We start from the raw sequence: 26,461 nt of genomic DNA on the forward strand, positions 1-26,461 counted from the left end.
ATCGTGAATGACGCCATGGCGGCGATGCTGCCGCTCATCCCCCGCTATCTCTCGGCCATGCTCGTCACGCTGGAAGTCAGCGTGATCGCGGCAATGCTCGGTATGGCAGGCGGCTTCGTGCTTAACGCGCTGCGCCTGCGCTTCGCGCGTGCGCTCCGGGTTCCCTATCGTCTGTTCGTGTGGCTCATTCGCGGCACGCCGTATCTCTCGCAACTGATGATCGTGTACTTCGGCCTGCCGGCGCTCGGCATCACGCTAGACGCCGTCGATGCGACCGTCGTGTCGCTGGCCGTCTACGCGACGGCCTACTTCGCGGAGATCTTCCGTGCGAGCTGGAATAGTGTCGCGCGGGGGCAGCGGGAGGCGGCGCAAGCCTTCGGTATCGGACGCTGGGCCGTGTTTCGCGCCATCGAATGCCCGCAAGCCTTCGCCTTTGCGCTGCCGCTGCTGGCCAATCAATGGATTCTCGTCATCAAGGAAAGCGCGGTCGCTTCCATCATCACGGTGCCCGAACTGACGATGACGGCCAGCGACATCGTGTCTTCTACCTATACCTACGTGGGGCCCTATGCGCTGCTCATCGCCGGTTACTGGTTGCTGACGCAGTCGGTGGCGTGGATCGCGCGCCGGGTTCGGCGTTCTCTCTCTTTTCTACGGTAGGCGTGCATGAGCCAACTCCCGATTCTCTCGTTACGCGGCGTCGGCAAGTCCTATGGCGACGTACGTGTGCTTCAGGGCATCGATCTCGATATCGCGCGCGGTGAGATCGTCACCCTGATCGGTCCCTCCGGTTCAGGCAAAACGACGCTGCTGCGATGCATGAACTTTCTCGAGGCTTACGACGAAGGCGAAGTGTGGATCAAAGGCCAGCTATTGGGTTACCACTCGGCCGGGCGCGGCGAACGCGATCGTGACAGCGACACCGCTATCGCCGAAGTCCGGCGGCCGGTCGCCATGGTGTTCCAGCAGTTCAACCTCTGGCCGCACATGACGGTGGCGCAGAACGTTGCGGCCCCGCTGGTGCTGTCGAAGAAAATCGGCAAGCGCGACGCGCATGCGAAAGCGATGGCGGCATTGCGTCGCGTGGGCATGGACCATAAGGCCGACGCGTACCCGTCGCGACTGAGCGGCGGTCAGCAACAACGGGTGGGCATCGCTCGGGCGCTGGCGATCGAGCCGGAGGTCATGTTGCTCGACGAGCCGACGTCCGCGCTCGACCCGGAGCTGGTCGAAGAGGTGCTCAACGTCATTCGCAGCCTCGGTCAGGAAGGCATGACGATGGTGATGGTCACGCACGAAATGAGCTTCGCCGCCAAGATTTCCGACCGTATCGTGTTTATGGAGGCGGGACGCGTCGTAGAGTCCGGCCCGCCCGCCCAGTTGTTCGGTCAGTCGCGCTCGCCCCGTCTGCAACAGTTCCTCAAACCGTGGTTCGAGCGCAGCCTGCCCGGCAGCGATGCATCGCCGATGGGCGATGCGGGGGGCGATGCAATGGGCGATGCTTCAGCGTTGACGTCCGCGGTGCGGCTGGCCGAGGTACGACCATGAGCGTGTCTCACTATCGCGATGGCCGGAATGCGCCCGATGGCGACATCACCCGCGACGCCACCCGCGACATCACCCACGACATTGCCGTCCGGGTCGCTGCGCATATCGATCCGGCGCGTTTGCTCGACAGCATCGAGACATTGGCGTCGTTCGGTGCGCGTGCCGACGGTGGCGTCGATCGTCCGGCACTGAGCCCGGTGGATCTGGATGCGCGTGCCTGGCTCGTCGCGCGGGCGCAAGCCTTGGGGTGCGAGGTGTCTGTCGACGCGTGCGCCAATTTGTACTTTCGGCGTCCCGGGTTGCACAGTGCGCCGCCGGTGGTGACCGGCAGTCACGCCGACACGCAGCCCACGGGCGGCAAGCTCGATGGCTGCTACGGCGTGCTTGCGGGACTGGAAGTCCTGGCAACGCTCGCCGCGCTCGACATCCGCACGCATTATCCGGTGGAGGTGGTCGTGTGGACCAACGAGGAGGGCACGCGCTTTCAGCCGGGCGCCATGGGATCGAGTGCCTACGTCGATCCTGCCAGACTGGCGCAGTACCTATCGGCTACCGACACCGCGGGCGTGCCGCTGTCATACGCCATTGACGCGCATGCACGCGCCTTGCCGGGGCTTGCGGCGCGCGCGCTGGCGGCGCCGATGCGCGCTTTCGTCGAACTGCATATCGAGCAGGGGCCATTGCTGGAAATGGCGGGCGCACCGCTGGGCATCGTCGATGGGATTCAGGGCGTGCGTTGGTACGACGTGATTTGCGAGGGGCAGGCCGCGCATGCGGGCACCACGCCGATGGCCGCAAGGCGAGACGCCATGACACTCGCCTGCGCCGTGCGGGCCGAACTGGAGCATCTTGCCTTGTCGCTTGGCGGCGAGCACACCCGCGTCACGTTCGGCCGCTGGTCGGTCACACCGAACGCGATCAATACCATTGCCTCGGAAGTCACGTTCTCCGTCGATTTTCGCCATCCCGATCCGACCGTGCTCATGCGCTTCGACGAAGGGCTCGCGCAGTGCGTCGCGCGCAACGGCGTATCGATGCGCTCGCTGTTCCAACACGCGCCGGTCGCCTTTCACGCCGATGTCATCAGGCATGTCGACGAGGCGTGCCGCTCGGTCGCCGGCGACATGCCACATCTGACGTCGGGCGCCTTTCACGACGCCATGTATCTCGCACAGCATTGCCCGACGGCGATGCTGTTCGTTCCCAGTCGCGGCGGTATCAGCCACAACCCGGCCGAGGCGACCGACGACGCGCATCTCGTGCTGGGTGCCCGGGCACTCGCACACTGCATCACGACACTCAGTCATCCCTTCTGAACAGGAGTTACCCAACCATGTCGCACAGCCACCCACTCGATCACACACACACGCACTCGCCCGACAACGGTAACGCACTGGGCGAGAACGCCACGCTCACGGAACCGATCTCCCCGGACGGCACGCCCGAGTTGGGTAAGACCTACACGGTTCCCGCCCGCAGCGGCCGTGCGGTGCGCGTCGGTGCCGGTCAGACGATCCGCATCGCGAATCCCCACGGCACGCAGGTCTGCGATACGTGGATCTTCAATGCCGAGCACCTCAACGAGTTCCTGTCGTTCGAGCATACGCGCGCCTATCTCGACAAAGTGATTCCGCATGCGGGCGATGCGCTCGTGACAAACCAGCGCCGACCGATTGCGGAACTCGTCGCGGACACGTCGCCTGGGGTGCACGACACGCTCATCGCCGCGTGTGACCTGTATCGCTACCGCAATCTCGGTGTGGAGGGCTATCACGACAATTGCGCCGACAACATGCGTCTCGCGCTCAAGGCCATTGGCCTGCGCGCACGCGAAGTGCCGCAGCCGTTCAACCTGTGGATGAATATTCCCGTCAAACCGGATTATTCGATCGACTGGCTGCCACCTGTGTCGAAGGCGGGCGACTATGTCGACATTCGCGCAGTGATGGATTGTGTGGTGGTGATGTCGGCCTGCCCGCAAGATATTATTCCGATCAACGCCCTGAATCCGGTGGAAGTGGAGTTCACGGTGCTGGCCTGATTTCCCGCCGATCTTCGTCCCTTCATCCCTATTCGACAAATCACGGTGGCTAAACGTCAATCCGCCTCACTCCCTGCCGCCGGCCGCAAGACGGCCGGCGCGCCGGGCGCCGACGATTCGCTGGGTCTGCGCATCAAGCATGCGCGTCTCGTGCGACAACTCACGCTCAAGGCACTGGCCGAACTCGCCGGATGCTCCGAGAGCCTGCTCTCGAAGGTGGAGCGCGCCAATGCAACCCCGTCGCTCGCAACGTTGCATCGGATTGCCGCAGCGCTCGACACGAACATTGGCGAGCTTGTCTCCGGCCCCGATCTCACGTCGTCGCCGGTGCATCGCAGCGATCAGCGCCCGGTGGTCCGCTTTCCGACCAAGCGCAATCGCGGATCGATCATGCTCGAGCGCGTGGTGGTGCCGGGGCCCGGGCAATTGCTGCAAGGGGATATCCACGTCATCGAGCCCAATACGAGCAGTGACGAGCAGATATCGCACATCGGTGAGGAGTTGGGATACGTGATCGAGGGCACGCTCGAACTGATCCTCGGCGATACATGTCACGTGCTGAGTGCCGGGGATTCGTTCCACTTCCCGAGTACCTTGCCGCACAGCTATCGCAATCCGGGCAACACCGTGACCCGCGTGCTTTGGATCAACACGCCGCCGACCTTTTAGGAGTGCATTCATCGTGTCAGGCACCGATGTATCGCAGATGCAACTGCCGCGCTTTGCCGGCATTCCCACGTTCATGCGTGTGCCGTTCGTTCAGGATTGGCGCTCGCTCGATATCGCGCTGGCCGGCGTGCCGTACGACGGCGGGGTGACGGCGCGTCCGGGGGCGCGCTTCGGTCCGCGCGAAATTCGCAACATGTCGACGATGACGCGGCCGATTCATCATGTGACACGCTTCAACCCGTTCGACGTGTGCCGCATCGGCGACGTCGGCGACGTACCGTTCTCGAATCTGTACGACGTAGAACTGGCTCATGCCGACATCCGGGAATTCTTCGCCCCGTTGTTTGCTGCCGGCAAGCTGCCGCTGATTGCCGGAGGCGATCACTCGATCACTTATCCGGTGTTGCAGGCGATGCGTCCGACGACGCCCGTGGGCCTCGTACACATCGACGCCCATACCGACACGTGGGATACCTTCAAGGGATCGAAATTCACGCACGGTGCGCCGTTCAGGCGAGCCATCGAGGCCGGACTGATCGATCCGCATCGCTCGATCCAGATCGGTATTCGCGGTGCGCAGGGCTCCGACGAAGGCTGGCGTTATTCGCAGGCGCAGGGCATGCGCGTGGTGTTCATCGAAGCATTCGAGGCGATGGGGCCGGCGGCCGTGGCCACGCTCGCCAGACAAGTCGTGGGCGACGGGCCGGTGTATCTCTCGCTGGACGTCGATGCGCTCGACCCGGTTTATGCGCCCGGCACCGGCACGCCGGAGCTTGGCGGGCTCACCACGCGCGAGCTGCTGGCGCTGCTGCGCGGGCTCGACGGCATTGCGTGGGCGGGCGGCGACGTGGTGGAGGTATCGCCGCCTTACGACGTCGGGGGCAATACCGCGCTAGCAGGCGCCACGCTGATGTACGAAATGCTGTGCCTGTTCGCCAGCCATCTGTCGCGAACACGAGGCGCATAGCCGCCACGCTGCCACTCGGCTGACCACGAACCCGGCGCTCGCCATCCAACGACATTCGCTCGGTGGTAGCGGGCGTGACGCACATCACGCGTAATAAGCCTTCGCGCCCGGGTTCGGCGCGCAACGCCATCTCATCTGCGCCGCGCCACGGTTTCTTCACCTCTTCACCTGTGCGCCTCTCCACGTAAACCCCGATATCCGCTCCCCATCGGCAGGCATAATCTTCGGCTTCACATAAAACAGAACGTCGTTCTGTCTAACAGAATGATAAGCAAGTGCAATCCAAAGGAGGATTGAGATGTCGAGTTTGCCTGTCGACGTCGCGCCATCGCGCGTCGCCCACACCGGGCTGTCCGACGCCAGTCGGCAGATCAACGCGCGCATCGACCGACTGCCGGCGACGCGCAGCGTATGGACGCTGATTCTGCTGCTCGCGCTCGGTGGCTGGTTCGAGTTTTACGACTTGTTCTTCACTGCATACGTTGGGCCCGGGCTCGTGAAAAGCGGCCTGTATTCGACGACCACGGCGTCGTTCTTCGGCTTTTCCGGTCTGGGCGCCTTTGTCGCCGCGTCGTTCGCCGGTCTGTTCATCGGCACATTCTTTCTGACGGGACTGGCCGACCGCTACGGCCGCCGCACCATCTTCACCGTTGCACTGCTCTGGTACTCGATTGCCACGTTCATCATGGCGTTCCAGACCACCGCGCCGATGATCAACCTGTGGCGTCTGATCGCCGGAATCGGCGTGGGTGTCGAACTCGTCACGATCGACACATATGTCAGCGAGCTTGCACCGAAGCACCTGCGCGGCCGTGCCTTCGCTTTCATTCACCTGATCCAGTACCTTGCAGTGCCTGCCGTGGCCTTGCTTTCGTGGTGGCTCGTGCCGCAGCAGGTCTTCGGCATGGATGGCTGGCGCACCGTCGTCATCATCGGTTCGCTCGGTGCACTGGTGGTCTGGGCGATCCGCCGGCGCGTGCCGGAAAGTCCGCGATGGCTGGCGCAGCGAGGCCGTAGCGCGGAAGCCGAAGCGGTGCTCTCAGACCTTGAAGCCCGCGTGCAACGCGAGTTCGGCCGCCCGCTTCCCCCGCCTGTGCCAAGCGCCGAACCCGTCGCCACCCAGGCATCGTTCCGCGAAATCTGGCGCAAGCCATATCGCCGTCGCGCCATCACCCTGCTGGTCTTCAATCTGTTCCAGGCGATCGGTTTTTACGGCTTCGCCTCGTGGGTGCCCACATTGCTCGTGTCCAAGGGCATCACGGTTACGCACAGCCTGATGTACTCGTTCGTGATCGCGATGTCGAACCCGTTCGGCCCGCTCATCGGCATGGCCATCGCCGACCGTATCGAGCGCAAGACGCTTGTCGTGCTCGCCGCGTTAGGTATTGCGGTGTTCGGTTCGCTGTTCGCCATGCAGACGTCGCCCGTCATGCTGATGGTCCTGGGCGTGGCGATCACGCTGTGCGGCACGTTACTCTCCGTGGGCTATCACGCTTATCAAACGGAACTGTTTCCCACGCGCATTCGTGCCCGTGCCGTGGGCTTCGTGTACTCGATGTCGCGTCTGTCGGCCATGTTCTCCGGATTCATGATTGCGTTCGCCTTGCGTCACTTCGACGTGACCGGGGTGTTCGCGCTGATCACGTTCGCGATGGTCATGGTTATGGCGTCCATCGGTATTTTTGGGCCGCGTACCAATCAGCGCACGCTCGACGAGATCTCGCACTGATCCGGTCGGCTCGTCTTACGCGCTCCTCTTACGCGCTCCTCTTACGCGCTCGACTCAGCAGCTGCGCCGCATCCACCCAGCATCAACGACCTATGCATTTTCAGGAGCCAACCATGGCCTTGCCGCTCGCCGGGGTGAAAGTCCTCGATCTCTCCAACGTCCTTGCGGGACCCTTCTGCGCCTATCAGCTGGCGCTGATGGGCGCTGACGTCACCAAGATCGAAAACCCGGAGGGGGGCGATCTGGCGCGTCGTCTGGGCGCCGACAAGGTGGCGGCGGCGCGTCAGATGGGCGCTTCGTTCGTGGCGGTAAACGCCGGCAAGCGTTCACTCACGCTGAACCTGAAGGACCCGCGAGGCAAAGCCATCCTCAAAGACCTCGTCGCATCGAGCGACGTGCTCGTGGAGAACTTTCGCCCCGGCGTGATGACCCGCCTGGGCCTCGACTTCGACGCGCTGCGCGACGTGAACCCGCGTCTGGTCTATTGCGCGATTTCGGGCTTCGGCGCGCAGGGCGAGTTGTCTTCCCGCCCGGCCTACGACCAGATCATTCAGGGAATTTCCGGGGTCATGAGCGTGACGGGCGACGCCGCGAGCGCGCCGCTGCGCGTGGGGTATCCGGTCTCGGACACCGTCGGCGGACTGACGGCGGCGTTCGCGATCTGCGCCGCGTTGCTCGACGCCCGCACCAGCGGGCAGGGCCGCATGCTCGATGTCTCCATGCTCGAAGCCACGCTCGCCACGATGGGCTGGGTCGTCTCCAACTATCTGAACGCCGGTGTCGCGCCGGTGCCAATGGGTAATGAGAATTTCACAGCGGCGCCCTCGGGTACGTTCCGCACGCGCGACGGCTTGCTCAACATCGCGGCGAATGAGACGCGGCAGTTCGTGAGCCTTTGTGCCCTGATCGGACGTCCCGACATCGTCGACGATCCCCGTTTTTCGCAGCGCGACACACGCAAGCAGAATCGTCACGCGCTCAACGCCGAAATCGAAGCGGCGCTCGCGCACGACAGCGCAGCCAACTGGGAGGTGAAGCTCGTCGCGAGCGGCGTGCCCGCCGGACGCGTGCTCTCGGTGCCCGAGGTCCTTGCGCACCCGCATCTCGCCTCACGCGAATTCGTGCGCGAATTGCCGGTCCCGGCCGAAGCGCAACCGCAACGCGTGACGCGCGCCGGTTTTCGGCTCTCGGCAGGCGACGCCGCTCCGCGTGCGCCCGCGCCGTCGCTCGGTGCCGATACGGTGACCTTGCTCACCGGGCTCGGCTACGACACGCATGCCATTGAACAACTGCGCGCCGACGGCGTGATCTGATCTTCGACAACGCTTTGACCATGAATCCGACATTCGATGCTGCGGCGCTGTGCGCCGACTACTGGAGCACCTCGATCATCGATATCCATCCGGGATCGATCAACGTGCGTGGCTATCCGATTCAGGACCTCATCGGCAACGTCAGCTTCCCGCAAATGATCTGGCTGATGTTGCGCGGCGAGTTGCCGACGGATGCGCAATCGCGACTGCTGGAAGCGGCGCTCGTCGCCTCGGTGGATCACGGCCCGCATGCGCCGTCGATTGCCATCTCCCGCATTGCGACGAGTTGTGGCTTGCCGCTCAATGGGGCGATGGCATCCGCGATCAATGCGCTCGACGACGTGCATGGCGGCGCAGGGCAGCAGGCCGTCGAGTTGTACCAGGATATTGCGCGGCGTCTTGACGAAGGGGCGTCTTGCACGTCGGCCGTTGCGTTGTCCGCAGCGGCGTCGGAATCTGCCGAGATGGCTGCTGCGGTTGCCGACGGTATCGCCGCTTTCAACGTTGCGCACGGTAAGTATCTGCCGGGCTTCGGCCATCGGTTTCATCCTGTGGATCCCAGGGCGACACGCTTGCTCGCGATGGTCGACGATGCTGTCGCGAACGGGGTCGTCGACGGGCGTTACGCGGCCATTGCCCGTGGCATCGAAGCGCATCTGAAGGCGCGAAAACAGAAGCCGGTGCCAATGAATATCGACGGCGTCACGGCGGTGATCTACGCGGAGTTGGGATTTGCGCCGGAACTGGCGCGTGGCGTGTTCTGCCTGTCGCGAGCGGTGGGCATTCTGGCGCACGCCTGGGAACAGCGCGCGCGTGGCGAACGCAACAAGGGGCCGATGCCTCGTCAGTTGCCTTATCGATACACGGGCCAGTCGGCGCGCTCGCTGCCTCGGGACTAACCTCCGGCTTTCGTCGCCTCGAACGCTCGCCAGGCGGCCCGCACCGCCCGCGAGTCCCCGCCGAGGCCGTCGGTGGCGCGTGCGGCGCATGAGAACAGATCGGGGAGATGACGCTCGACGAATGCCCGGTCGATGCGCGAGCTGGGTCCGGCCAGCGTCATCACGCCGCGCAATACCTGACGCACGCCGAACACCGGCATCGACACCCCCGCCGTATCGCGTTCCCGACCGCCCATCGACACGCTGTAGCCGTCTGCACGAATACGGTCGTAGACGTCGCCGACTTCCCCGCCGAAGGCCAGCAATGCCAGCCCGCCGGAGCCTTGCTCGAGCGGCAGCACATCGCCCTCCCGAACGTGGAAGCGCACCGCATGCGTCGAATCGACACGATGCAGGCAAACGCGCACGGCGTCGTCGCGCACGTAGAACGACACGCTCTCGCCGCTGGCGTCGGCCAGCTCACGCATCAAGGGCAACAGAATGTCGCCAAGGTTCAGACTGCGCTGATACAGTGCGCCCAGCATGAAAGTGGCCGGGCCGAGCTGATAGCGGCCGTCGTCAAGCCGCACGAGCATCCGATGCTGAATCAGCGCGCCGGCAAGGCGCAACAGCGTGCTCTTGTAGAGACCGGTGCGGGCAGCCAGCTCGGCGAGCGTCAACGCACCGTCGTCCGGTTTGAACGCGAAAAGAATGGCGCAGGCACGGTCGATAACGGCAACGCCGGAGCTTTCTTTCGAGTCAGGGGTAACGTCGGACATCGTGGCAGGCGAGGTTTCGCGGTAAAGGGACCAAGATCGGGACCAAGATAGGGGCCAAGATAGGGACCAGAATCGAGGCCCAAAGCTTCGAAAGTCGGGGTTGTGTCGAAAGGTCGAAGTACGGAGTTTATGCCATGTCGATGCCGCCGTGCGCGGCGTCATGCAAGACAGGTGCGACGCGTCGCACCCGACTGCAACCCGTACCCATTCGCGCGTCGCGCATGACGACAGGCCGAAGCCGCACCGACACAGCACACGCACGTCGTCGGAAGCGGTAACCGCCCGACCTTATCGCAAAGTCAGCCGGCGCGGCGCTGTCAGGATGCGAGCTTCTTTCCTTGGCGGAGGCCAGCCATGCATCCTGTGAGCACCACGACGTTCGGTACCGTGCCGACGACGCCCTCGACCCCACTCGCCCCGCAGCAGCGGCACGCGCCTATGCACGAGCGCTTTCGCGCGGACATCGCGACGATCAGACTTCGGCACGGCGGCAGACGTCCGATAGCAACGGCGGTCATCGCGGAGCCGGTACGTCAGACAGCGCCCCATCGGCGCCTGCCGATACTGGCGGCACGCCGCTTGTTCGACTCCGACGCACCCGCGCCTGCCGCAGACTTCGCATTTTTCCGCGAGCCGCTGAAGCAGACTCCCGCGCTGATCGGTCAATGGAGCGCAGCGGCGAAGGCCGGAAGCGGCTCCGAGGCGTGGACGCAATTCGTTGCCGACATCAGTGAACGCTTCTTCAAAGGCAGCCGCAAGCAGCGCGTGATGGACGCCCTGGTGCTGAGCCTGGACATCCTGCCGCCCCACGACCGCGCGGATGCGTTGGCATGTCTGCTGGCCGACGGCGTCGAGGGCAACGCTGCCGTAGAAGAATTCTGGACGTTCGTGGGCATGGGCCGTATTCCCGACGCCGACAAGGCGCGCGTGGCCGAGTTGATTCGCCGGTACGGCATCGGCCTGTGACCCGAGGCGATAACGCTCAGTCCAGATCGCCCTGGCAGACGTACTTGATCGACAGATAGTCGTCCAGCCCGTACTTCGAACCTTCCCGTCCGTAGCCCGACGCTTTCACGCCACCGAACGGCGCCGCCTCGCTCGAGACGGCGCCTTCGTTCATCCCGATCACGCCCGCTTCGAGACGACGCGCCATGCGCTGCGCGCGTCGCATGTCCTGCGTGTAGAAGTAGGCCGCCAATCCGAACGGCGTGTCGTTCGCGCGACGAATGACTTCCTCCTCCGTCTCGAAGCGAAAGAGCGGCACGACCGGCCCGAACGTTTCCTCCTGACTCACGAGCATGTTGTCGGTCACCTCGGTGAGCACCGTCGGCGCGAAGTAATGCGCGCCGAGCGAGGGCAGTGGCGCACCGCCGGTCAGCGCGCGCGCACCCTGCGACATCGCATCGACGACATGCCGTTCAATCTTCTCCACCGCGCGACGGTTGATCATCGGTCCGATCTGCGCGTTCGTGTCGCTGGCCGGGGCGACATGCAAGGCCGCCACCCGCCGGGCAAGCAGCTCGGCAAATGCGTCGTACACCCCGGCCTGCACGTAGACGCGATTCGGGCAGACGCAGGTCTGTCCGCCGTTACGGAATTTCGACGCCATTAGTCCCGTGACCGCAGACGCCAGATCCGCGTCGTCGAACACGATGAACGGGGCATTGCCGCCCAGTTCCAGCGAGAGCTTCTTGAGCGTGCCCGCCGATTCGCGGGCTAGATGTATGCCGACGGCCGTCGAGCCGGTGAACGTGACTTTGCGCACACGGGCGTCGGCCAGCCAGTCGGCAACGGCATCGATGCCTCGCGTGCGCGACGCTGTTATCACGTTGAGCACGCCCGGCGGCACGCCGGCCTCGACAGCAAGGTCAGCCAGTGCAAGCGCGGTGAGCGGCGTGTCCTCGGCGGGCTTGGCGACCACGGTGCACCCCACGGCCAGCGCCGGCGCGATCTTGCGCGCGATCATCGCGAGCGGGAAGTTCCACGGTGTGATGGCCGCGACCACGCCGACGGGCTCCTTGACTGCCGTCATGCGCTTGCCGGGGTGTTGCTGCGGAATGATGTCGCCGTACACGCGCGTCGCTTCGCTCGCGAACCAGTCGACATACGAGGCGCCGTAAGCCACTTCGCCACGCCCTTCGGCAAGCGGCTTGCCCTGTTCCAGCGAGATGAGCTTGCCGAGATCGTCCGCGTTCGCAAGGATGAGCGCATGCCAGCGTCTGAGCACTTCGGCGCGCTCGCGCGGCAGCCTGTCGCGCCATGTGGGGAGCGCACGGCTGGCAGCGTCGGTCGCGGCACGCGCGTCGACGGCGGTGCTGTCAGGCACCTCGGCGAGCACGGCGTCGTCCGCCGGGTTGTGCACGGGATAGCGGCCCGCGTCGCGGGCATCGGTCCATTCGCCGTTGATCAGGTTCTGACGGCGTATCAGATCGGGGCGTGACAGGGAAAGCGACATACGGTGAGTCTCCGGAGCAGGGGCCAGTCGGACGGGGCGACAGGGCAATGAGGGCGACGGGGCGCCAACGAGATCAATCGCGAAGCGCGGCACGCACGTCGGCAGCGTCGAGGACGTCATCGAGTGTCGCGCGCACCCGCGCGAACAATTCCGCGAACTCTTCCGCGCTGAAACACAAGGCCGGTGCAAACCCGAGGATGTTGTCGCCGAACGCGCGAAAGATCACACCATTGCGATACGCCGCTGCGCCAATACGCTCATGGAGTCTGAGCGACGGATCGAAGCGCTGACGTGTCGTTTTGTCGGCGACGAGTTCGAGCGCGCCGAGCAAACCGCGATGGCGCGAGTCGCCGACCAACGGGTGATCGAGCAGGGCGTCGAGCCCGTCGGCAAACGTCTTGCCGTGCGCCTGCGCGTTGGCCAGCAGGCCGCCCTCGTCATACAGCTTCAGGCATGCCAGTCCGATCGCAGCGCTCACCGGATGCGCCGAGTAGGTCTGTCCGTGTCCGACCGGCGCCCCCTTCGCCGCGTCGGCGATCGCCTGGTAAATGGCGTCGGACATCAGCACCGCGCCCATGGGCGCGTAGCCGGCGGTCAGGCCCTTGGCGAGGGTCATCAGGTCGGGGGAGACGTCTTCCCCCTCGCAGGCGAACATCGGTCCGGTACGCCCGAAGCCTGTGATGACTTCGTCGGCAACGAACAGAATGTCGAGCCGCTTGCAGGCCTCGCGCATGGCGCGCAGCCAGCCCTTGGGCGGAACGATCACACCGCCGGAGCCTTGCACCGGTTCGCAGAAGAACGCCGCGACGTGCGCTGCGCCCAGCTCGCCGACCTTCGCTTCGAGCGCGGCGACCGAGGCGGCGATGATGGCCTGCGGATCATCGGGCGTGGCGCTTCGGTAAGGGTAGGGCGACGGTATGTGATGCTGTGTCGGTAGCGGCAGATCGAAGTTGCGATGGAAGGCGGGCAGTGCGGTCAGTCCGGCGCCGGTGGAGGAGGAGCCGTGATAGCCGCGCTCAAGCGCAATGAAGTGCTTCTTCTCAGGTTTGCCGATGGCGTTGAAGTAGTGCGTGATGAACCGCACGGCGGCGTCGACCGCGTCCGAGCCGCCCAGCGTGAAGTAGACGTGCTGCAACGAGGGGGGCGTCGATTCGACCAGTTTTTGCGCGAGCAGGATCGCCGGCGCCGACGCAAAGCCGAAATAGCCTGTCGCATACGGCAGGCGGTTCAACTGCTCCGTCGCCGCTTTGACGATCGACGGCTGTCCGTATCCGGTGTTGACGCACCACAGCCCGGCGAAGCCGTCGAGCAGCGCGTTGCCATTGGCGTCGTGCAGCCACGCACCGTTGCCGCTGGTGAGCACCGTGGCGCCCTGTGCCTCGTGCGCGCGGTAGTCGGCAACCGGGTGGATCAGGTATTGGCGATCGGCTTCGATCAGCGATTCGTCGGACATGTGCGGCACCTCGTCGGAGCGATTGAAAAATGGAGTCGTGACCCGGAGTCATGACCCGGAATCGTGACGCGCCACGCATGGCGGGTTGCATGCCGCGCGCGGGCCATCGTGTCATTCCCTTCATTTAAGACGTGCCGAAATTCGGGGTCATCCTACGAACCGACGGAGACGGCGCGCGCCCTGTGCTGCTTCTCGTGGGGGGCACACTCGCGCCGTCGTCCCTGCGCGGTGAGGTGTCAGCGCAGCACTTGCCCGGCAACGTCGTCCACGGCGGCGCGAGCAATGCCGACCATTTCGTCGACGTCGGCGCGCGTGGCGACGAGTGGCGGGGCGAAGCCGAGAATGTCACCGTGGGGCATGGCGCGAGCGATCATGCCGCGTGAGAGCGCGGCAGCCGACACACGAGGGCCGACCTTCATGGCAGCGTCGAAAGGCACCCGCGCCGCACCGTCGGCCATGAACTCGACCGCCGCGAGCATGCCGACGCTGCGCACCTCGCCCACGAGCGGATGCGCGTCGAACGCCGCGTGCAGCTGCTCGCCGAAGTACTTGCCGACCTCCGCCGCGTTCCGGGTGAGATTCTCGCGCTCCAGAATGTCAAGGTTGGCGAGCGCCGCGGCCGCGCAGATCGGGTGGCCGGAATACGTCCAGCCGTGCCCCATCGGACCATGTTCGCGCGAACCGCGTTCGATCACGTCCCACACGCGCTCGCCCACGACGACGCCGGACAGCGGCGCATAGGCGCTCGTCAGTCCCTTGGCGATGGTGATGAGGTCCGGCGTCATGCCGTAATGCTGGGAGCCCATCGGCGAGCCGAGACGCCCGAAGCCACACACGACTTCGTCGGCAATGAGCAGAATGTCGTGACGCCGCAGCACCGCCTGGATCGCGTCCCAGTAGCCTTCGGGCGGTGCGATGATGCCGCCGGTGCCCATGACCGGTTCCCCGATGAAGGCGGCGATCGTATCTGCACCTTCGCGGGCGATGAGCGCCTCCAGGGCCTCCACGCAATGCGCGACGAAGGCCTGCTCGGTCATGCCCGGGGGCGCCTTTCGGTACCAATGCGGGCAAAGGGTGTGATGCACGCGCTCAAGCGGCAGGTCGAAGTGCTGATGGAAACTCGGCAACCCGGTCAGGCTGCCCGTGACGATGCCGGAGCCGTGATAACCGCGCTCGCGCGAGATGATCTTCTTCTTTTGCGGACGCCCGAGCACGTTGTTGTAGTACCAGACGATCTTGATCTGGGTTTCGTTGGCATCGGAGCCCGACAGCCCGTAATAGACCTTCTTCATTCCCGCCGGCGACCAGTCGATGATCCGCCGGGAAAGCTCGATGATGGCATCGGTCGAGTGGCCGACATACGTGTGGTAGTAGGCAAGCGACGACGCCTGCTTGTGGATGGCGTCGGCCACTTCCGTGCGACCGTAGCCGATGTTCACGCAGTACAGGCCCGCGAAGGCGTCGAGGTAGCGGCGACCTTCGTGATCTTCGATGTGCATGCCCTGCGCGGTGCGGATGATCTTGCCGGGCAATGCGCCGCTCGCGTGGTCGGCCGCGTGCGTGGACGGGTGCATGAAGTGTGCGCGGTCGTGCGCGAACTGCTGGTCGGTCGAAGCGGTCATGGGTGTCTCCTTGATGACGATGAAGGGAAGGCGAAGCGCGATGGAGATGTGGCGATATGGCGGTATAGCGATAAAGCGTTGAGCGGTCGGGACGCCCAACGCGCGGACAGTCATGCCCGATGCACGGGAATGCCGAGATTGCCCAGGCAGAAGTATTTGGTTTCGGTAAACGGTTCGAACCCGTCGCTCCCGCCTTCGCGACCCAGGCCCGAAGCCTTCATGCCGCCGAACGGAATCGGCGCGCCGGTGAACTTCACGCCGTTCACGCTCACCATCGCGAAGTCCAGCCGTCGCACGAGGGAAAAGATCTCGTCGACCCGGCGGGCACAGACATACGCCGCGAGGCCGTACTCGGTGTCATTGGCCCGCGCGACGACCTCGTCGAGCGAGTCGAACGCGCACACGGCGGACACTGGACCGAAGTTCTCTTCGTCGTAGACGCGCATGCCGGGCGCAGCGTCGGCCACGACGGTCGGGCAGTAGAACCAGCCGCCCAGCGCATGCGGCTTGCCGCCCACGGTGATCTGGGCGCCCTTTCGGCGCGCGTCGTCCACGCGCGCAAGCGTGGTGTCGAACGCCGCCTGATGCATGAGAGGGCCGACATCGACGTTGTCGGCGAACGCCGGTCCCACGCGCAACCGCGCGACTGCCTGCGTGTAGCGATCGACGAACGCGCCGTAGCGAGCGCGTGCGACGAAGATCCGGTTGGCCGCGCAGCAGTCCTGTCCGGAGGTCTGGAACTTTGCGGCCACGGCGATGCGCACGGCGTCGTCGAGGTCCACGTCGTCGAGCACGATGAAGGGCGCGTTGCCGCCGAGTTCGAGCGCCAGCTTCTTGATCCCGCTCGCGGCGGCGGCCTGTGCGACCAATTGCCCCACGCGCGTCGACCCCGTGAAGCTCACGGCACGCACGCGAGCGTCGCCGACGAGCGTGCGCATCGCCATGTCCGGTTCGCCCAGCACCACGTTGAAGAGCCCCGGCGGCAGTCCGGCTTCGTCGGCCAACTGGGCGAGTGCCAGCGCGCTGAACGGCGTTTCGTGTGCGGGCTTTACGACCACGGCGCAACCGGCGGCCAGCGCGGCAGCGGCTTTGCGCGTGATCATCGCGCAAGGGAAGTTCCACGGTGTGATGAGCGCGGCGACGCCGACCGGCTCGCGTACGGTCCCCAACTGCGCGCCGTCGATGTGAGACGTGATCGTGCGACCGTCGAGACGGCGCGCCTCATGGGCGTACCACTCGACGAACGACGCGCCGTAGGCGATTTCGCCGCGCGCTTCATGCAGCGGCTTGCCCTGCTCGCGAGCGAGCAGCGTCGCGAGATCGTCGGCGTGCTGCCGAATCAGGGCATGCCAGCGCAGCAAGGCTGCACAGCGCTGTTCGGCAGAGGTCCAGCGCCATGTCGAAAAGGCACGCTCGGCGGCATCGACCGCCATGCGAATCTGCGCGCGAGTGAGCATCGGCACGTGGCCGAGCGTCGATTGATCGGCAGGGTCGACGACGGCGAGGGAGGCGGCGTCGTCGCTATGCGTCCAGCGTCCGTCGATGTAGCAAAGCGATTTGAACAGCACCGGGTGGTCGAGCAACATCGGCAATCTCCTGACATGGCGGTCGTTCGTCATGCAGAGATTGTGGGGGGCGGCGGCCCGGTGTTTTTTCTGTTCGGTGAGCGCGGATTTGCGCTTTCTTTCGAATGACGGGGTTGCGACAGGAAAGATCGCGTCAGTGGTGGATTGGCGTGCCGTTGCGTGTCTTTGCGTGTTTTGGCGTGTTTGGCTACGGCTAGCCGCGATCAGTCGGCATCGATCCAGCCGGGCGCCGCGTCCCTCTGGTCTTTGACGACCTTGGTGACGATGTACGTAAAGTAGCGCTCGATGCCGAAATCGGCCATCAACAGGTCGTCGATGAAACGCTGGTAATGATCGATGTCGCGCGCGAGCACATGCACGATGTAGTCGACGCCACCGCCCGTGGCATGGCATTGCACGACCTCCGGGGCTTCACGCAGGCGGCTCTCGAAGCGCTGCATGTCATGCGCGGTATGACGCGCCAGCGTGATTTCGACCACGATGCGGCTGACCTGAACCACGCCGCTCCAGTCGATGTCGGCACGATAGCCGCGAATGACGCCCGCGGTCTCGAGACGCTGCACGCGCTCCCACGTGGGCGAGACGGACAAGTGAATCAGCTCGGCCAGACGCGATTTGGTGATGCGGCCTTCGCGGGCCAGCACGCGAAGGATGGCGAGGTCGAAACGGTCGAGTTTCACCATGGGCGGAATGCTTCGGAAAGGGGGCGCTGCGTCGCGGCTAAGCGGTCGGCGAGACGTCTGGCAGAACCTCCGCCAACACGCAGAGCGTGTCGCCGATACCGATGCGCCCCGGAAAGTGTCGGCCGATCAGCATACCATCGCGGCGGGCCCGATATTCCTGCGGTGCGGCGCCGGTGCGCGTCACGTCGTGAATGCGGGCGATCACGTCGCAACGCTTGACCATCGCGCCGAGATCGTGGCGCATCTCAAGCAATCCATCGTGTTCGCTGGTGAGGTAGCAGTCGTCGTCAGGCATGGCGAGTCGCACCGTCGGCGCACTGGTGACGGCGTCGGCGCCGTCGCGCCACGCCACATCTGCCGGCACGATCCCCGCGTGCACCAGCACGCCGTACACCCCGCGATGCGCGATGGCGATATGGCGCGCGCTTGCCGTTCCGCCGCCCCCGAGTTCGGTCGTGACGAACACCTTGCCCTGCGACTCGGCCGCGCTGTCGTAGAGACCGTGCGAATCCGGGTCGCGCATGCGCAGCGAGTACGGGGCGCCGAAGGCTCGCATCGCCGCGTCGCTGCGCGCCTGCTGTTGGGCATCCTCGCGTTCGTGAATGGCGGCGAACGGCAGAAAATCGAGCGTGCGACCACCGGAATGAATATCGAGCACGATATCCGCCATGGGCAACAGGCAACGGGAGAAGTAATCGGCGATGCGCTCGGTCACCGTGCCATCGGCGCGCCCCGGGAAGGCGCGATTGAGGTTGCCGCCGTCGTGCGGCGACGTACGTCTTCCTGCACGTACGGCGGGCGCGTTCATGAATGGCACGATGATGACGGTGCCGGTGACGTCGCGCGTCTTGAGGGCATTGGCTAGCCGCGACAGCACGATCGGGCCCTCGTATTCGTCGCCATGATTGCCGCCGGTCAGCAGCGCGACGGGGCCGTCGCCGCGCCGGATCACCGTGATCGGCACCATGACGGCACCCCAAGCGCTGGTGTCGTTCGAGTCCGGAATCTTCAGAAAGCCGTGCTGCACGCCGTCCCGATGGAAATCGACGCTCGGGTGAACGCGTGGCGCCATCATGGGCATTGCCTGGTCGCGACACATGCTCAGTAGCCTCGCGCCAGGTCGACGTTGCCGGGAATGCGACCGGTCTCGCGAAACTCGCGCAGGTTCCGGGCAATCACCTGCGCAGCCGTCTCGTGATCGGTGGGGGCGGAGATGTGCGGCAGCACGGTTACCTGAGGATGGCTCCACAGTAACGAATCGACCGGCAGCGGTTCGACGTCGAAGACATCCAGCACCGCGTGTGAGAGGTGGTTGCGATCGAGCGCGTCGAGCAGCGCGCTCGTGACGACGATGGGGCCGCGCGAAAAATTGATGAGCGAGGCGCCCGCTTTCATGCGAGCGAGGCGACCGGCATCGAGCATCCCTCGGGTTTGTGCGGTCAGCGGCATCAGACTGACGACGATGTCGCTGCTGCCGAGCATGGCGTTCAGGCCGTCCTCGCCCGAAAAGGTCTCGATGCCGTCGAGCGTCTTCGGCGAGCGGCGCCATCCGCGCACGACGAATCCGGCCTCGCGCAATCGTGCTGCGGCGACCTGTCCGAGCTCACCCAGGCCGAGCAATCCCACATGCGTTTGCGACGGTTTCCGATAGGGGTGCTGCGCCCATACCCGCTGCGTCTGCGCACGCGCATAGCGAGGCATGTCCCGTTGCAGGTAGTAGGTCCAGGCGAGTACGGCTTCGGCCATGGTGCGCGACATCTCGGGGTCGATCAGCCGCATGATCGGCGGACTGCCCGGCCCGAGTGCGGCGACGAGCGACTCCACACCCGCCCACAGACTCTGGATCCACAGCAGGCCGGGCAGCGCGGCCACGTCGGCCGGATCCGGGTTTGCGACCACGGCGACGCGCACTTGCTCGCGTTGCGACGCCGACAACGCCGCCAGCGGCGCGATGGTTTCGCCGGGCAGCGCTCGGCGCAGCGCGTCGAGGTACGGACGCTGATAGTCCGGCGACATCCGGCTCAGGAAGGCAATGACGGACGGCATCGCGGCGCTCGCTCAGTGATTCGGGACCGACGGGAGCAACAGGGGCGGTGGGGGCAGCGGGAGCCGCGGAGGTAGCCGCATCGCTGGCCATCTCTTCCATGTCCTGGAACCGGTCGGCGATGCGCGGATGCACGCGGCCGCCGTCGGACGCGCCGATCGCCAGCAGGATCTCGTCGGCGGCCGGGGCGTCCGTCATCTGGAACGTTGCCGTGATGAAGTGCGAGCGTTTGCCCGTCTCCGACTTGTGAATCATCGGCACCGACACCAGCGTGCCCGGGCCGACGCGCGTGTTCGTGAACGGCAGGAACGCCGTGCCGTTCACCGCGCTGCGGAACAGATTGCCGAAGCGCAGGGTGTGGATGATGGCCGAAGCATGTTCGATTTCACCGTTCGTGCCCACGACAGCGGCTTTGCCGTAGGCCTGGACACGCTCGCCGGGCATGAGTTCGACCAGCCGTTGCGTCATGAGCGCGCCGAGCGCCGGTGCGAGGCGAAGGATCTCCGGGCGCAGATTCTCCACGAAACCCTGGCCGGCCCACGGGTTGCGAATCACCGCGGCGACGACGACCGTTGTGACGGGCGTCTCGGCGGCCTTGCCGCCTTCGCGGTAGGTGGTCTCGACGAAGGTTGCGATCTTGCGAAGCTCTTGTTTCACGGGTGTCTCCTGTTGCGCTGCAATAGCGATGCCGTCTCTTGCTGCAATCGCCGCGAGAGGGTTCGAAGGCTGCGCACCGAGACGACCCGGCGCGCTTCGGAAATAGCTGGCAAACGCTCGCGACTGGTTCGTGGCTTGCCGATGTGACCCATGCTAGGGTGCCGAAACGCGCGGGTCTTCCATCGGAACGTCGGAAGATCTTTTTTTTCTTCCGACGCTTTGGTGTAGATTTTTTGGCAGGCAAGGAGACAAGCGATGCCGGAACATCACCAACAGCTCATGGCGTTGCGCCATGTCGCCAGTCAGATCAGCAACGACGAAGATATCGAGGCGCTGTTTCGCGACCTCGTGCGTGGCGCAGTGCAGCAAGGCGGTTGGGATCTCGGCTCGGTCATGAGCATCGACCTCGCGCATGGCTATGGGCTCGTGATCACGCGTTTCGAGACGAGCATGCTGCCGCAGCATGTCGAGGACCGTTGGGAGCTGGCGACCAGTCCGTCGCTCATCGCTTTGCAGACCAATGAGCCCGTCTACATTCGCGATGCGTTGGAAAGCACGCAATTCCCCGGTTACCGGCGCGAAGCGCAGGAACGCGGCTATCGCACGGTGCTCGTGCTGCCGATGGCCTCGCGCGATACGGAGGGGCGGCCCATGGTGCTCACGGTCGCCTCGCGCAAGGTCCGCGATGTCGGCGACGACGATCTGACCTTCATGGCGACGGTCGTGCACCTCGGCGCGATCGCCGTCGAGCGCGCGCATCGTCAGCGTGCGCAGGTGATGGCTCATGAGCGTTTGCAACGCACGCTCGAAGCCCAGCGCACGTTGCTGGGCGACGTGCTCGCCGGCGGCTCGCTCGATCAACTGACGTCGTCGCTGGGCGATCTGATCGGACGCCCTGTGCTCGTCATCGATTTCCTTGCGAATCGATGGCACGCATCCGCCTCGCCCGTTCCCTCGCAGATGGACGATGCGGCGTGGACACGCTCGCTCTCGGGCGCACAGGGTCGCGAACTCGGTACGACGGTGCGCGACGCGTTGCAACGCTACCGTCAGACGCGACTCGACATACCGCTTGGCCGTCCGTCCGCCCAGGCCATCGTTGGCGCATGGATCGAACCGCTCATGGTCGACGACGATCTCGTTGGGGCACTGCTCACGTTCGGCGACGACGCCTTGAGCGATCTCCAGCAGCTACTGCTCGAAAGTGCTCGCTTCGCGCTGAGCGTTCAGCTCATGCGCAGCGTCGTGCGATTCCGTTTCGAGACGCGCACGCTCACCGAACTGTTTTTCGAGATCGTGGAGCGCCGCTGGCGCGACGAGGACGACGTTCTGGGTCGCGCTCGCCGTCTGGGCGTGGCGCTCGACGCGCCGCTGCGCATGATGGTCGTCGATTATCCCGACCAGCGAACGAATGCAGACGCAGGGCGTGCGGCCGGACACCTCTCGCTCGAGAGCCACAGCACGGTCGAATTGCTCGCCCGACAGTTGAGCGTGCCGATGCATATCGTGACGGTCGGCGGCGGTCTGGTCTGTCTGGTGCCGCAGGACGGCGCCGCCGACGACACCACGCTCGCGCGTCTTGCCCGACGCATGAGCGAAGCGCTGGCGAGGTCATTGGGACGTGAGCCAATCGTTGTCATGAGCGACGTGTGCGAGGGACTGGAGCCCCTCGCCCGCGAATGGGAGCGTTGCTGGCGCATGATCCGCGTGGCGCGCAAGTTCGGTCGCAGCGGCCCGCTCGACATGCCGGGACTCGGCCCGTTGCCGATGCTCATGGGGGCCGCCGATTCTTCCGACGTCCATGGTTTCGTGGACGGCACCATCGGCAAGCTCGTCGAGCACGACCGGCAGTCAGGATCCCCATATCTGGAGACGCTGGCCGAATATCTGCGCGCCGGTTGCCGCAGTCAGCCGTGCGCCGACGCGATGGGCCTGCACGTTACGACACTGCGCTACCGTCTGACGCGCATCCAGGAGCTGTTCGGGATCGACGTGGAGACGCCCGAGCGTCGGTTTGCGGTGGAACTGGCGATTCACCTCCATACGCTGACGAAGGGCGCGACTCCCAACGCCTCGGGGCGGACATCTTCCGGCGAAGCGACGAAGGCCAAAGCCACGATGCCTGGCACGTCGAATCTGCGTGCCGGCGGGCGCGTGGCGAGTGCCTCCATGAAAACCCTGCCGCGCAATCGAGAGTAAATGATGTCGCTTCTCCTGCGATTCGACGGAAGCTGACAAAAAAGTCCTCGCCTATCGTTGACCTCAACGTAATGACGTTTCGAGGTGAACGACATGCAAGCTGTCGCCCAACAGAGCCAGACACCGACGCCCGCTGATGCCTGCGCGAGCGCAATCTCCGCCATCGACCCGGTAGCGCTGCGCCGCGCGCTCGGCACGTTCGTGACGGGCGTGACCGTGGTCACCACACGCGACGAAGCGGGTCGTGCGCGCGGCATGACCGCCAACTCCTTCACGTCCGTCTCGCTCGATCCACCCCTGTTGCTCGTATGCATCGGTAAAAGTGCGGCGAGCTATCCCGTGTTTCAGAGCACGGCGCACTTCGCCGTCAATCTGTTGCACGAGGGGCAGACCGAGGTGTCGAACCTGTTTGCATCGAAGTCCGCGGACAAGTTCACGACGCTCGGGCATGACGTGGTCCACACCGGCGCGCCGGTCCTCACGGATTGTCTGACGTGGTTCGACTGCACCGTGCACAACCGCGTGGACGCCGGCGATCACCTCATCCTGATCGGTCAGATTCAGGCATTCGGTACGAGCCCGGCTGCGCCCCTCGGCTTCTGTCGAGGCCGCTATGCGCAGGTGAAGGATCCGCTGCCGCCGGGCTGGCTGTCCTCGCACGACATGATCGTCGGCTATCTGATCGACGCCAACGGCAGCCTGTTGCTCGCGCAGGACGGCAGGGGTGGCTGGGTGCTGCCCAGCGCGCCGCGCCGACTCGCCAACGGGCGCCTGCCGCTCACCGGTGGCGGCGAACTGGCGCTGGTGCCGCACGACACCTTTCTCTATTCGGTGTTCGACACCGCAGAGAGCGATCCCGGCTATCTGATGTACCGGGCGCGACTCGCACAACCGCTCTCGCAGCAAGAACTCCCGCCGAACTTCCGGTTCTTCCCGTTCGATCAGCTGCCCTACGACGACATCGCGTCACGCGAGATTCGCTCGATGGTGCGTCGCTACGTGCGCGAGACGGCCGGCGGCCACTTCGGCATCTACATGGATTCCCACGACGGCGGGCGTATCGCGATGGTGAGCGATGCGCAGCCGTGGACCCAACTCTCCCAAGTCTGACCCTGGAGTCAATCGATGCATACGACGGTACAAACGCTGGAAGGCTCACGCCAGCAGTTGTTTATTGACGGACAGTTCACCGCGCCGCACAGCAACGAATACGTTCCGAGCTACGACCCGACGACCGGCCGTGCATGGTACGAATTCGCGCAAGCCGACGCGCTCGACGTCGACCGTGCCGTGCGCTCTGCGCAGGCGGCGCTCGTCAATCCCGCATGGCGACGCATGACGCAAACGGAGCGCGGCAAGCTGGTGCGCAAGCTCGGTGAGCTGGTGCTTGCCAACGCGGAAGCGCTCGCCGCCATCGAGTGCCGCGACAACGGCAAGCTGCTCAAGGAAATGCGGGCACAGATGCGCGCGATTCCCGATTCGTACTCGTATTTCGCCGGCATGGCGGACAAACTGCAGGGCGACACCATCCCCGTCAACAAGCTCGACACGCTGAACTTCAACACCCGGGAGCCGATCGGGGTGGTCGGCATGATCATTCCGTGGAATTCGCCGCTGATGATGCTCACCGGCACGCTCGCGCCGTGTCTTGCGATCGGCAACACCATTGTGGTCAAGCCGTCGGAGCACGCCACGGCTTCCACCCTCGCGCTCGCCGAACTGGTCATCGAAGCCGGAATTCCGCCGGGCGTCGTCAACGTGGTGACGGGCGACGGCGTGACCACCGGCGACGCGCTCACGCGTCACCCCGGCATTGCCAAATACGTCTTCACGGGCAGCACCGTGACGGGACGAAAGATCGCGGGCAACGCCGCGCAGAATCTGGTGCCGTGTCAGATGGAACTCGGCGGCAAGTCGCCGCACGTGGTGTTCGGCGATGTGGACATCGAGCGCGCTGTGAATGGCGTGGTCTCGGGCGTATTTGCCGCGGCAGGTCAGACTTGCGTGGCGGGTTCGCGTTGCTTCGTCGAGGCATCCGTCTACGAGCGTTTCGTCGAAGCGCTGGTCGAGCGCACGCGTCGTGTGCGCGTGGGACACCCGGCGCACGAAGACACCGACATCGGCCCGCTGGCGCTGGCCGCGCAGCTGGACAAGGTCGAGGGTTACGTGGCGTCCGGCATTCAGGAAGGCGCGCGCGTGGCGGCCGGCGGCCAGCGCCCGGCACGCGACGACCTTGCCGGCGGCTGGTATTACGAGCCGACCGTCATGACGCAGGCGCGTAACGACATGCGTTTCATGCAGGAAGAGATCTTCGGGCCTGTGGTCGGCGTCATGCCGTTTTCCGACGAGGCCGAACTCATGGAACTGGCGAACGCCACCGAGTACGGCCTGGCCGCCGGCATCTGGACCCGCGACATCGACCGCGCCATGCGCTTCGCGCGCGACGTGGAGGCGGGCACCGTCTGGATCAACACCTATCGCTCGGCGGCGTACATGTCCGCCAATGGCGGCACCAAGCACAGCGGCTATGGCCGTCGCGGCGGCTTCGAGGTGATGCGCGAGTTCTCGCGTCTGAAGAACGTCGTGATCGATTACTCAGGGGCGATGCAGGATCCGTTCGTGATCCGTCTGCGCTGATCGAGCCCACAACCCCAACGAAAACTCACTGGAGATCCACCCATGAAATTCTCCGTTTCGCTCAGCATGGAGCGTTTCTCGCCGCAGGACACGATGAGCGACGCCGTGCGCAACATGCTGCACCTCGCGCGCATCGCCGACGAGGGCGGATTCGAGACGCTGTGGACCGCCGAGCACCACACCATCGAATGCACCATCTCGCCGAACCCGTTCATCACGCTCACGTGGCTCTCGCAGCACACCGAGCAGATCCGGTTGGGCACTGCCACCATCGTGGCGCCGTACTGGTCGCCGATCCGGCTGGCCGGCGAGGCCGCCATGTGCGACCACCTCACGGGCGGGCGTCTCGAATTCGGTATCGCGCGCGGCGCATATCAGTATGAATTCGACCGCATGGCCGGGGGCATTCCGCAGCAGGAGGGGGTGGCTTACATGAAGGAGCTGGTCCCGGCAGTCAAGAAGCTGTGGGAGGGCGACTATGCGCACGACGGGCACTACTGGAAGTTCCCACTCGCCACGTCGGTGCCCAAGCCGCTGCAACAGCCACATCCGCCGATCTGGGTGGCCACGCGTGACCCGGGGAGCTTCGACTGGGCGGTTGGCGTTGGGGCCAACATTCTGTCCACGCCGCTCGCCGCACCCGTGTCCGAAGTCGCGGTACTGGGCGAGAAGTTCCGCAAGGCGGTGGCCGACCATCCGGAGCGTGCGCGTCCGCGTTTCATGATGCTGCGTCGCACCTGCGTGTACGACCGGGCGCAGGACTGGGAAGTCGCGGTGCGCCACAGCGTGGACTTCGGCCGCACGTTCGAGAACCTGATGCAGAACATCGGCACCGTCAACAATGGCTTTCCTGAGGCCGTGCCGTACGAGTCGGTCGTCGGGCGGGCGAACTACGACCCGGCGGCGATTCGCGAAAACCTGATGTTCGGCACACCGGACGAGATCGTGCGCAAGCTCGAAGTCTACGAAGCGCAGGGGGTCGACCAGTTCTGCCTCGGCCTGTCGTTCAACCTGCCGTTCGAGTTGCAGGTCAAGACGCTGCGGCTGTTCATCGATGAAGTCATGCCGCATTTCGCAGCGCGCGAGGCGCAACGCGCCGGACAGGCGAGCGCGGCGGCGGCGGGGGCTGCGGGGGCTGCGGCTAAGCAGGCCGAGTCGGCGGTGCGTCCCGCAGCGTTCGCATCGGCGGGCCGCTGACCTA

Annotated in this window: 22 protein-coding genes and 1 pseudogene; 14 read left to right on the top strand and 9 right to left on the bottom strand. The window is 65.2% G+C overall.

Annotated features, from left to right (window positions below; genetic code table 11):
• Nucleotides 1–3 precede the first annotated feature (3 nt).
• The 9 genes from PCA31118_RS24465 (at nt 4) to PCA31118_RS24505 (ending at nt 9,166) form a co-directional block, all read left to right on the top strand.
• On the top strand, nt 4–660 hold the full coding sequence (locus PCA31118_RS24465; RefSeq protein ID WP_246190420.1) for an amino acid ABC transporter permease: 657 nt from the start codon (nt 4–6) through the stop codon (nt 658–660).
• 6 nt (nt 661–666) lie between these two features.
• Nucleotides 667–1,548: an amino acid ABC transporter ATP-binding protein gene (locus PCA31118_RS24470; RefSeq protein ID WP_150627562.1), complete on the top strand. Its 882-nt coding sequence runs from the start codon at nt 667–669 to the stop codon at nt 1,546–1,548.
• Nucleotides 1,545–2,864, top strand: coding sequence for a M20 family metallo-hydrolase (locus PCA31118_RS24475; protein ID WP_150627563.1), 1,320 nt, complete (start codon nt 1,545–1,547; stop codon nt 2,862–2,864). The genes PCA31118_RS24470 and PCA31118_RS24475 overlap by 4 nt, the downstream gene beginning before the upstream one ends.
• A 17-nt stretch (nt 2,865–2,881) precedes the next feature.
• Complete coding sequence (locus tag PCA31118_RS24480; protein ID WP_150627564.1) at nt 2,882–3,589, top strand: DUF1989 domain-containing protein; 708 nt, start codon at nt 2,882–2,884, stop codon at nt 3,587–3,589.
• Nucleotides 3,590–3,715: 126 nt separating this feature from the next.
• Nucleotides 3,716–4,258: a cupin domain-containing protein gene (locus tag PCA31118_RS24485; RefSeq protein WP_150627596.1), complete on the top strand. Its 543-nt coding sequence runs from the start codon at nt 3,716–3,718 to the stop codon at nt 4,256–4,258.
• A 13-nt stretch (nt 4,259–4,271) separates the two neighbouring features.
• Nucleotides 4,272–5,225: an agmatinase gene (gene speB / locus PCA31118_RS24490; protein WP_150627565.1), complete on the top strand. Its 954-nt coding sequence runs from the start codon at nt 4,272–4,274 to the stop codon at nt 5,223–5,225.
• Nucleotides 5,226–5,523: 298 nt separating this feature from the next.
• The gene (locus tag PCA31118_RS24495) at nt 5,524–6,954 is read left to right on the top strand and encodes an MFS transporter (RefSeq protein ID WP_150627566.1); all 1,431 of its coding nucleotides are present in this window, start codon (nt 5,524–5,526) and stop codon (nt 6,952–6,954) included.
• 113 nt (nt 6,955–7,067) lie between these two features.
• Nucleotides 7,068–8,267, top strand: coding sequence for a CaiB/BaiF CoA transferase family protein (locus PCA31118_RS24500; RefSeq protein ID WP_150627567.1), 1,200 nt, complete (start codon nt 7,068–7,070; stop codon nt 8,265–8,267).
• 20 nt (nt 8,268–8,287) lie between these two features.
• Nucleotides 8,288–9,166, top strand: coding sequence for a citryl-CoA lyase (locus PCA31118_RS24505; RefSeq protein ID WP_174990592.1), 879 nt, complete (start codon nt 8,288–8,290; stop codon nt 9,164–9,166).
• Here the strand turns inward: PCA31118_RS24505 and PCA31118_RS24510 are convergent.
• Complete coding sequence (locus PCA31118_RS24510; RefSeq protein ID WP_150627569.1) at nt 9,163–9,924, bottom strand: IclR family transcriptional regulator; 762 nt, start codon at nt 9,922–9,924, stop codon at nt 9,163–9,165. The genes PCA31118_RS24505 and PCA31118_RS24510 overlap by 4 nt on opposite strands.
• A gap of 354 nt (nt 9,925–10,278) precedes the next feature.
• On the opposite strand from PCA31118_RS24510, the gene PCA31118_RS24515 reads away from it, so the two are divergent.
• Nucleotides 10,279–10,890 (top strand): hypothetical protein, encoded by a 612-nt coding sequence (locus tag PCA31118_RS24515; RefSeq protein WP_150627570.1) that lies wholly within the window; start codon nt 10,279–10,281, stop codon nt 10,888–10,890.
• Between the two features lie 16 nt (nt 10,891–10,906).
• Here PCA31118_RS24515 and PCA31118_RS24520 read toward each other — a convergent pair whose 3' ends face one another.
• From PCA31118_RS24520 to PCA31118_RS24555, 8 genes and pseudogenes are all read right to left on the bottom strand, one after another.
• Entirely contained in the window at nt 10,907–12,379 is a 1,473-nt protein-coding gene (locus tag PCA31118_RS24520; RefSeq protein WP_150627571.1) for an NAD-dependent succinate-semialdehyde dehydrogenase, read from the bottom strand.
• A gap of 73 nt (nt 12,380–12,452) precedes the next feature.
• On the bottom strand, nt 12,453–13,832 hold the full coding sequence (locus PCA31118_RS24525; protein ID WP_150627572.1) for an aspartate aminotransferase family protein: 1,380 nt from the start codon (nt 13,830–13,832) through the stop codon (nt 12,453–12,455).
• A 236-nt stretch (nt 13,833–14,068) separates the two neighbouring features.
• A complete protein-coding gene (locus tag PCA31118_RS24530) occupies nt 14,069–15,454 on the bottom strand; it encodes an aspartate aminotransferase family protein (RefSeq protein WP_150627573.1) in 1,386 nt (461 codons plus the stop codon).
• Nucleotides 15,455–15,564: 110 nt separating this feature from the next.
• Nucleotides 15,565–17,040, bottom strand: a complete 1,476-nt coding sequence (locus tag PCA31118_RS24535) for an NAD-dependent succinate-semialdehyde dehydrogenase (RefSeq protein WP_150627574.1) — start codon at nt 17,038–17,040, stop codon at nt 15,565–15,567.
• Nucleotides 17,041–17,243: 203 nt separating this feature from the next.
• Nucleotides 17,244–17,723, bottom strand: coding sequence for an Lrp/AsnC family transcriptional regulator (locus tag PCA31118_RS24540; protein ID WP_150627575.1), 480 nt, complete (start codon nt 17,721–17,723; stop codon nt 17,244–17,246).
• Nucleotides 17,724–17,760: 37 nt separating this feature from the next.
• Entirely contained in the window at nt 17,761–18,798 is a 1,038-nt protein-coding gene (gene doeB, locus PCA31118_RS24545) for a N(2)-acetyl-L-2,4-diaminobutanoate deacetylase DoeB (protein ID WP_150627576.1), read from the bottom strand.
• A gap of 26 nt (nt 18,799–18,824) precedes the next feature.
• Nucleotides 18,825–19,769: a 2-hydroxyacid dehydrogenase gene (locus PCA31118_RS24550; protein WP_150627577.1), complete on the bottom strand. Its 945-nt coding sequence runs from the start codon at nt 19,767–19,769 to the stop codon at nt 18,825–18,827.
• Between the two features lie 73 nt (nt 19,770–19,842).
• Nucleotides 19,843–20,424 (bottom strand): annotated as a pseudogene (locus tag PCA31118_RS24555) (amino acid synthesis family protein); the annotation flags it as partial.
• Between the two features lie 255 nt (nt 20,425–20,679).
• On the opposite strand from PCA31118_RS24555, the gene PCA31118_RS24560 reads away from it, so the two are divergent.
• The 4 genes from PCA31118_RS24560 (at nt 20,680) to PCA31118_RS24575 (ending at nt 26,457) form a co-directional block, all read left to right on the top strand.
• The gene (locus tag PCA31118_RS24560) at nt 20,680–22,623 is read left to right on the top strand and encodes a helix-turn-helix domain-containing protein (RefSeq protein WP_150627578.1); all 1,944 of its coding nucleotides are present in this window, start codon (nt 20,680–20,682) and stop codon (nt 22,621–22,623) included.
• A 93-nt stretch (nt 22,624–22,716) separates the two neighbouring features.
• Complete coding sequence (locus tag PCA31118_RS24565; protein ID WP_150627579.1) at nt 22,717–23,733, top strand: flavin reductase; 1,017 nt, start codon at nt 22,717–22,719, stop codon at nt 23,731–23,733.
• A gap of 15 nt (nt 23,734–23,748) precedes the next feature.
• A complete protein-coding gene (locus PCA31118_RS24570) occupies nt 23,749–25,260 on the top strand; it encodes an aldehyde dehydrogenase (protein WP_150627580.1) in 1,512 nt (503 codons plus the stop codon).
• Nucleotides 25,261–25,302: 42 nt separating this feature from the next.
• On the top strand, nt 25,303–26,457 hold the full coding sequence (locus PCA31118_RS24575) for an LLM class flavin-dependent oxidoreductase (RefSeq protein ID WP_246190421.1): 1,155 nt from the start codon (nt 25,303–25,305) through the stop codon (nt 26,455–26,457).
• Nucleotides 26,458–26,461: the final 4 nt, after the last annotated feature.

Origin of the sequence: Pandoraea captiosa, assembly GCF_902459775.1 — a bacterium.
Lineage (GTDB): Bacteria > Pseudomonadota > Gammaproteobacteria > Burkholderiales > Burkholderiaceae > Pandoraea > Pandoraea captiosa.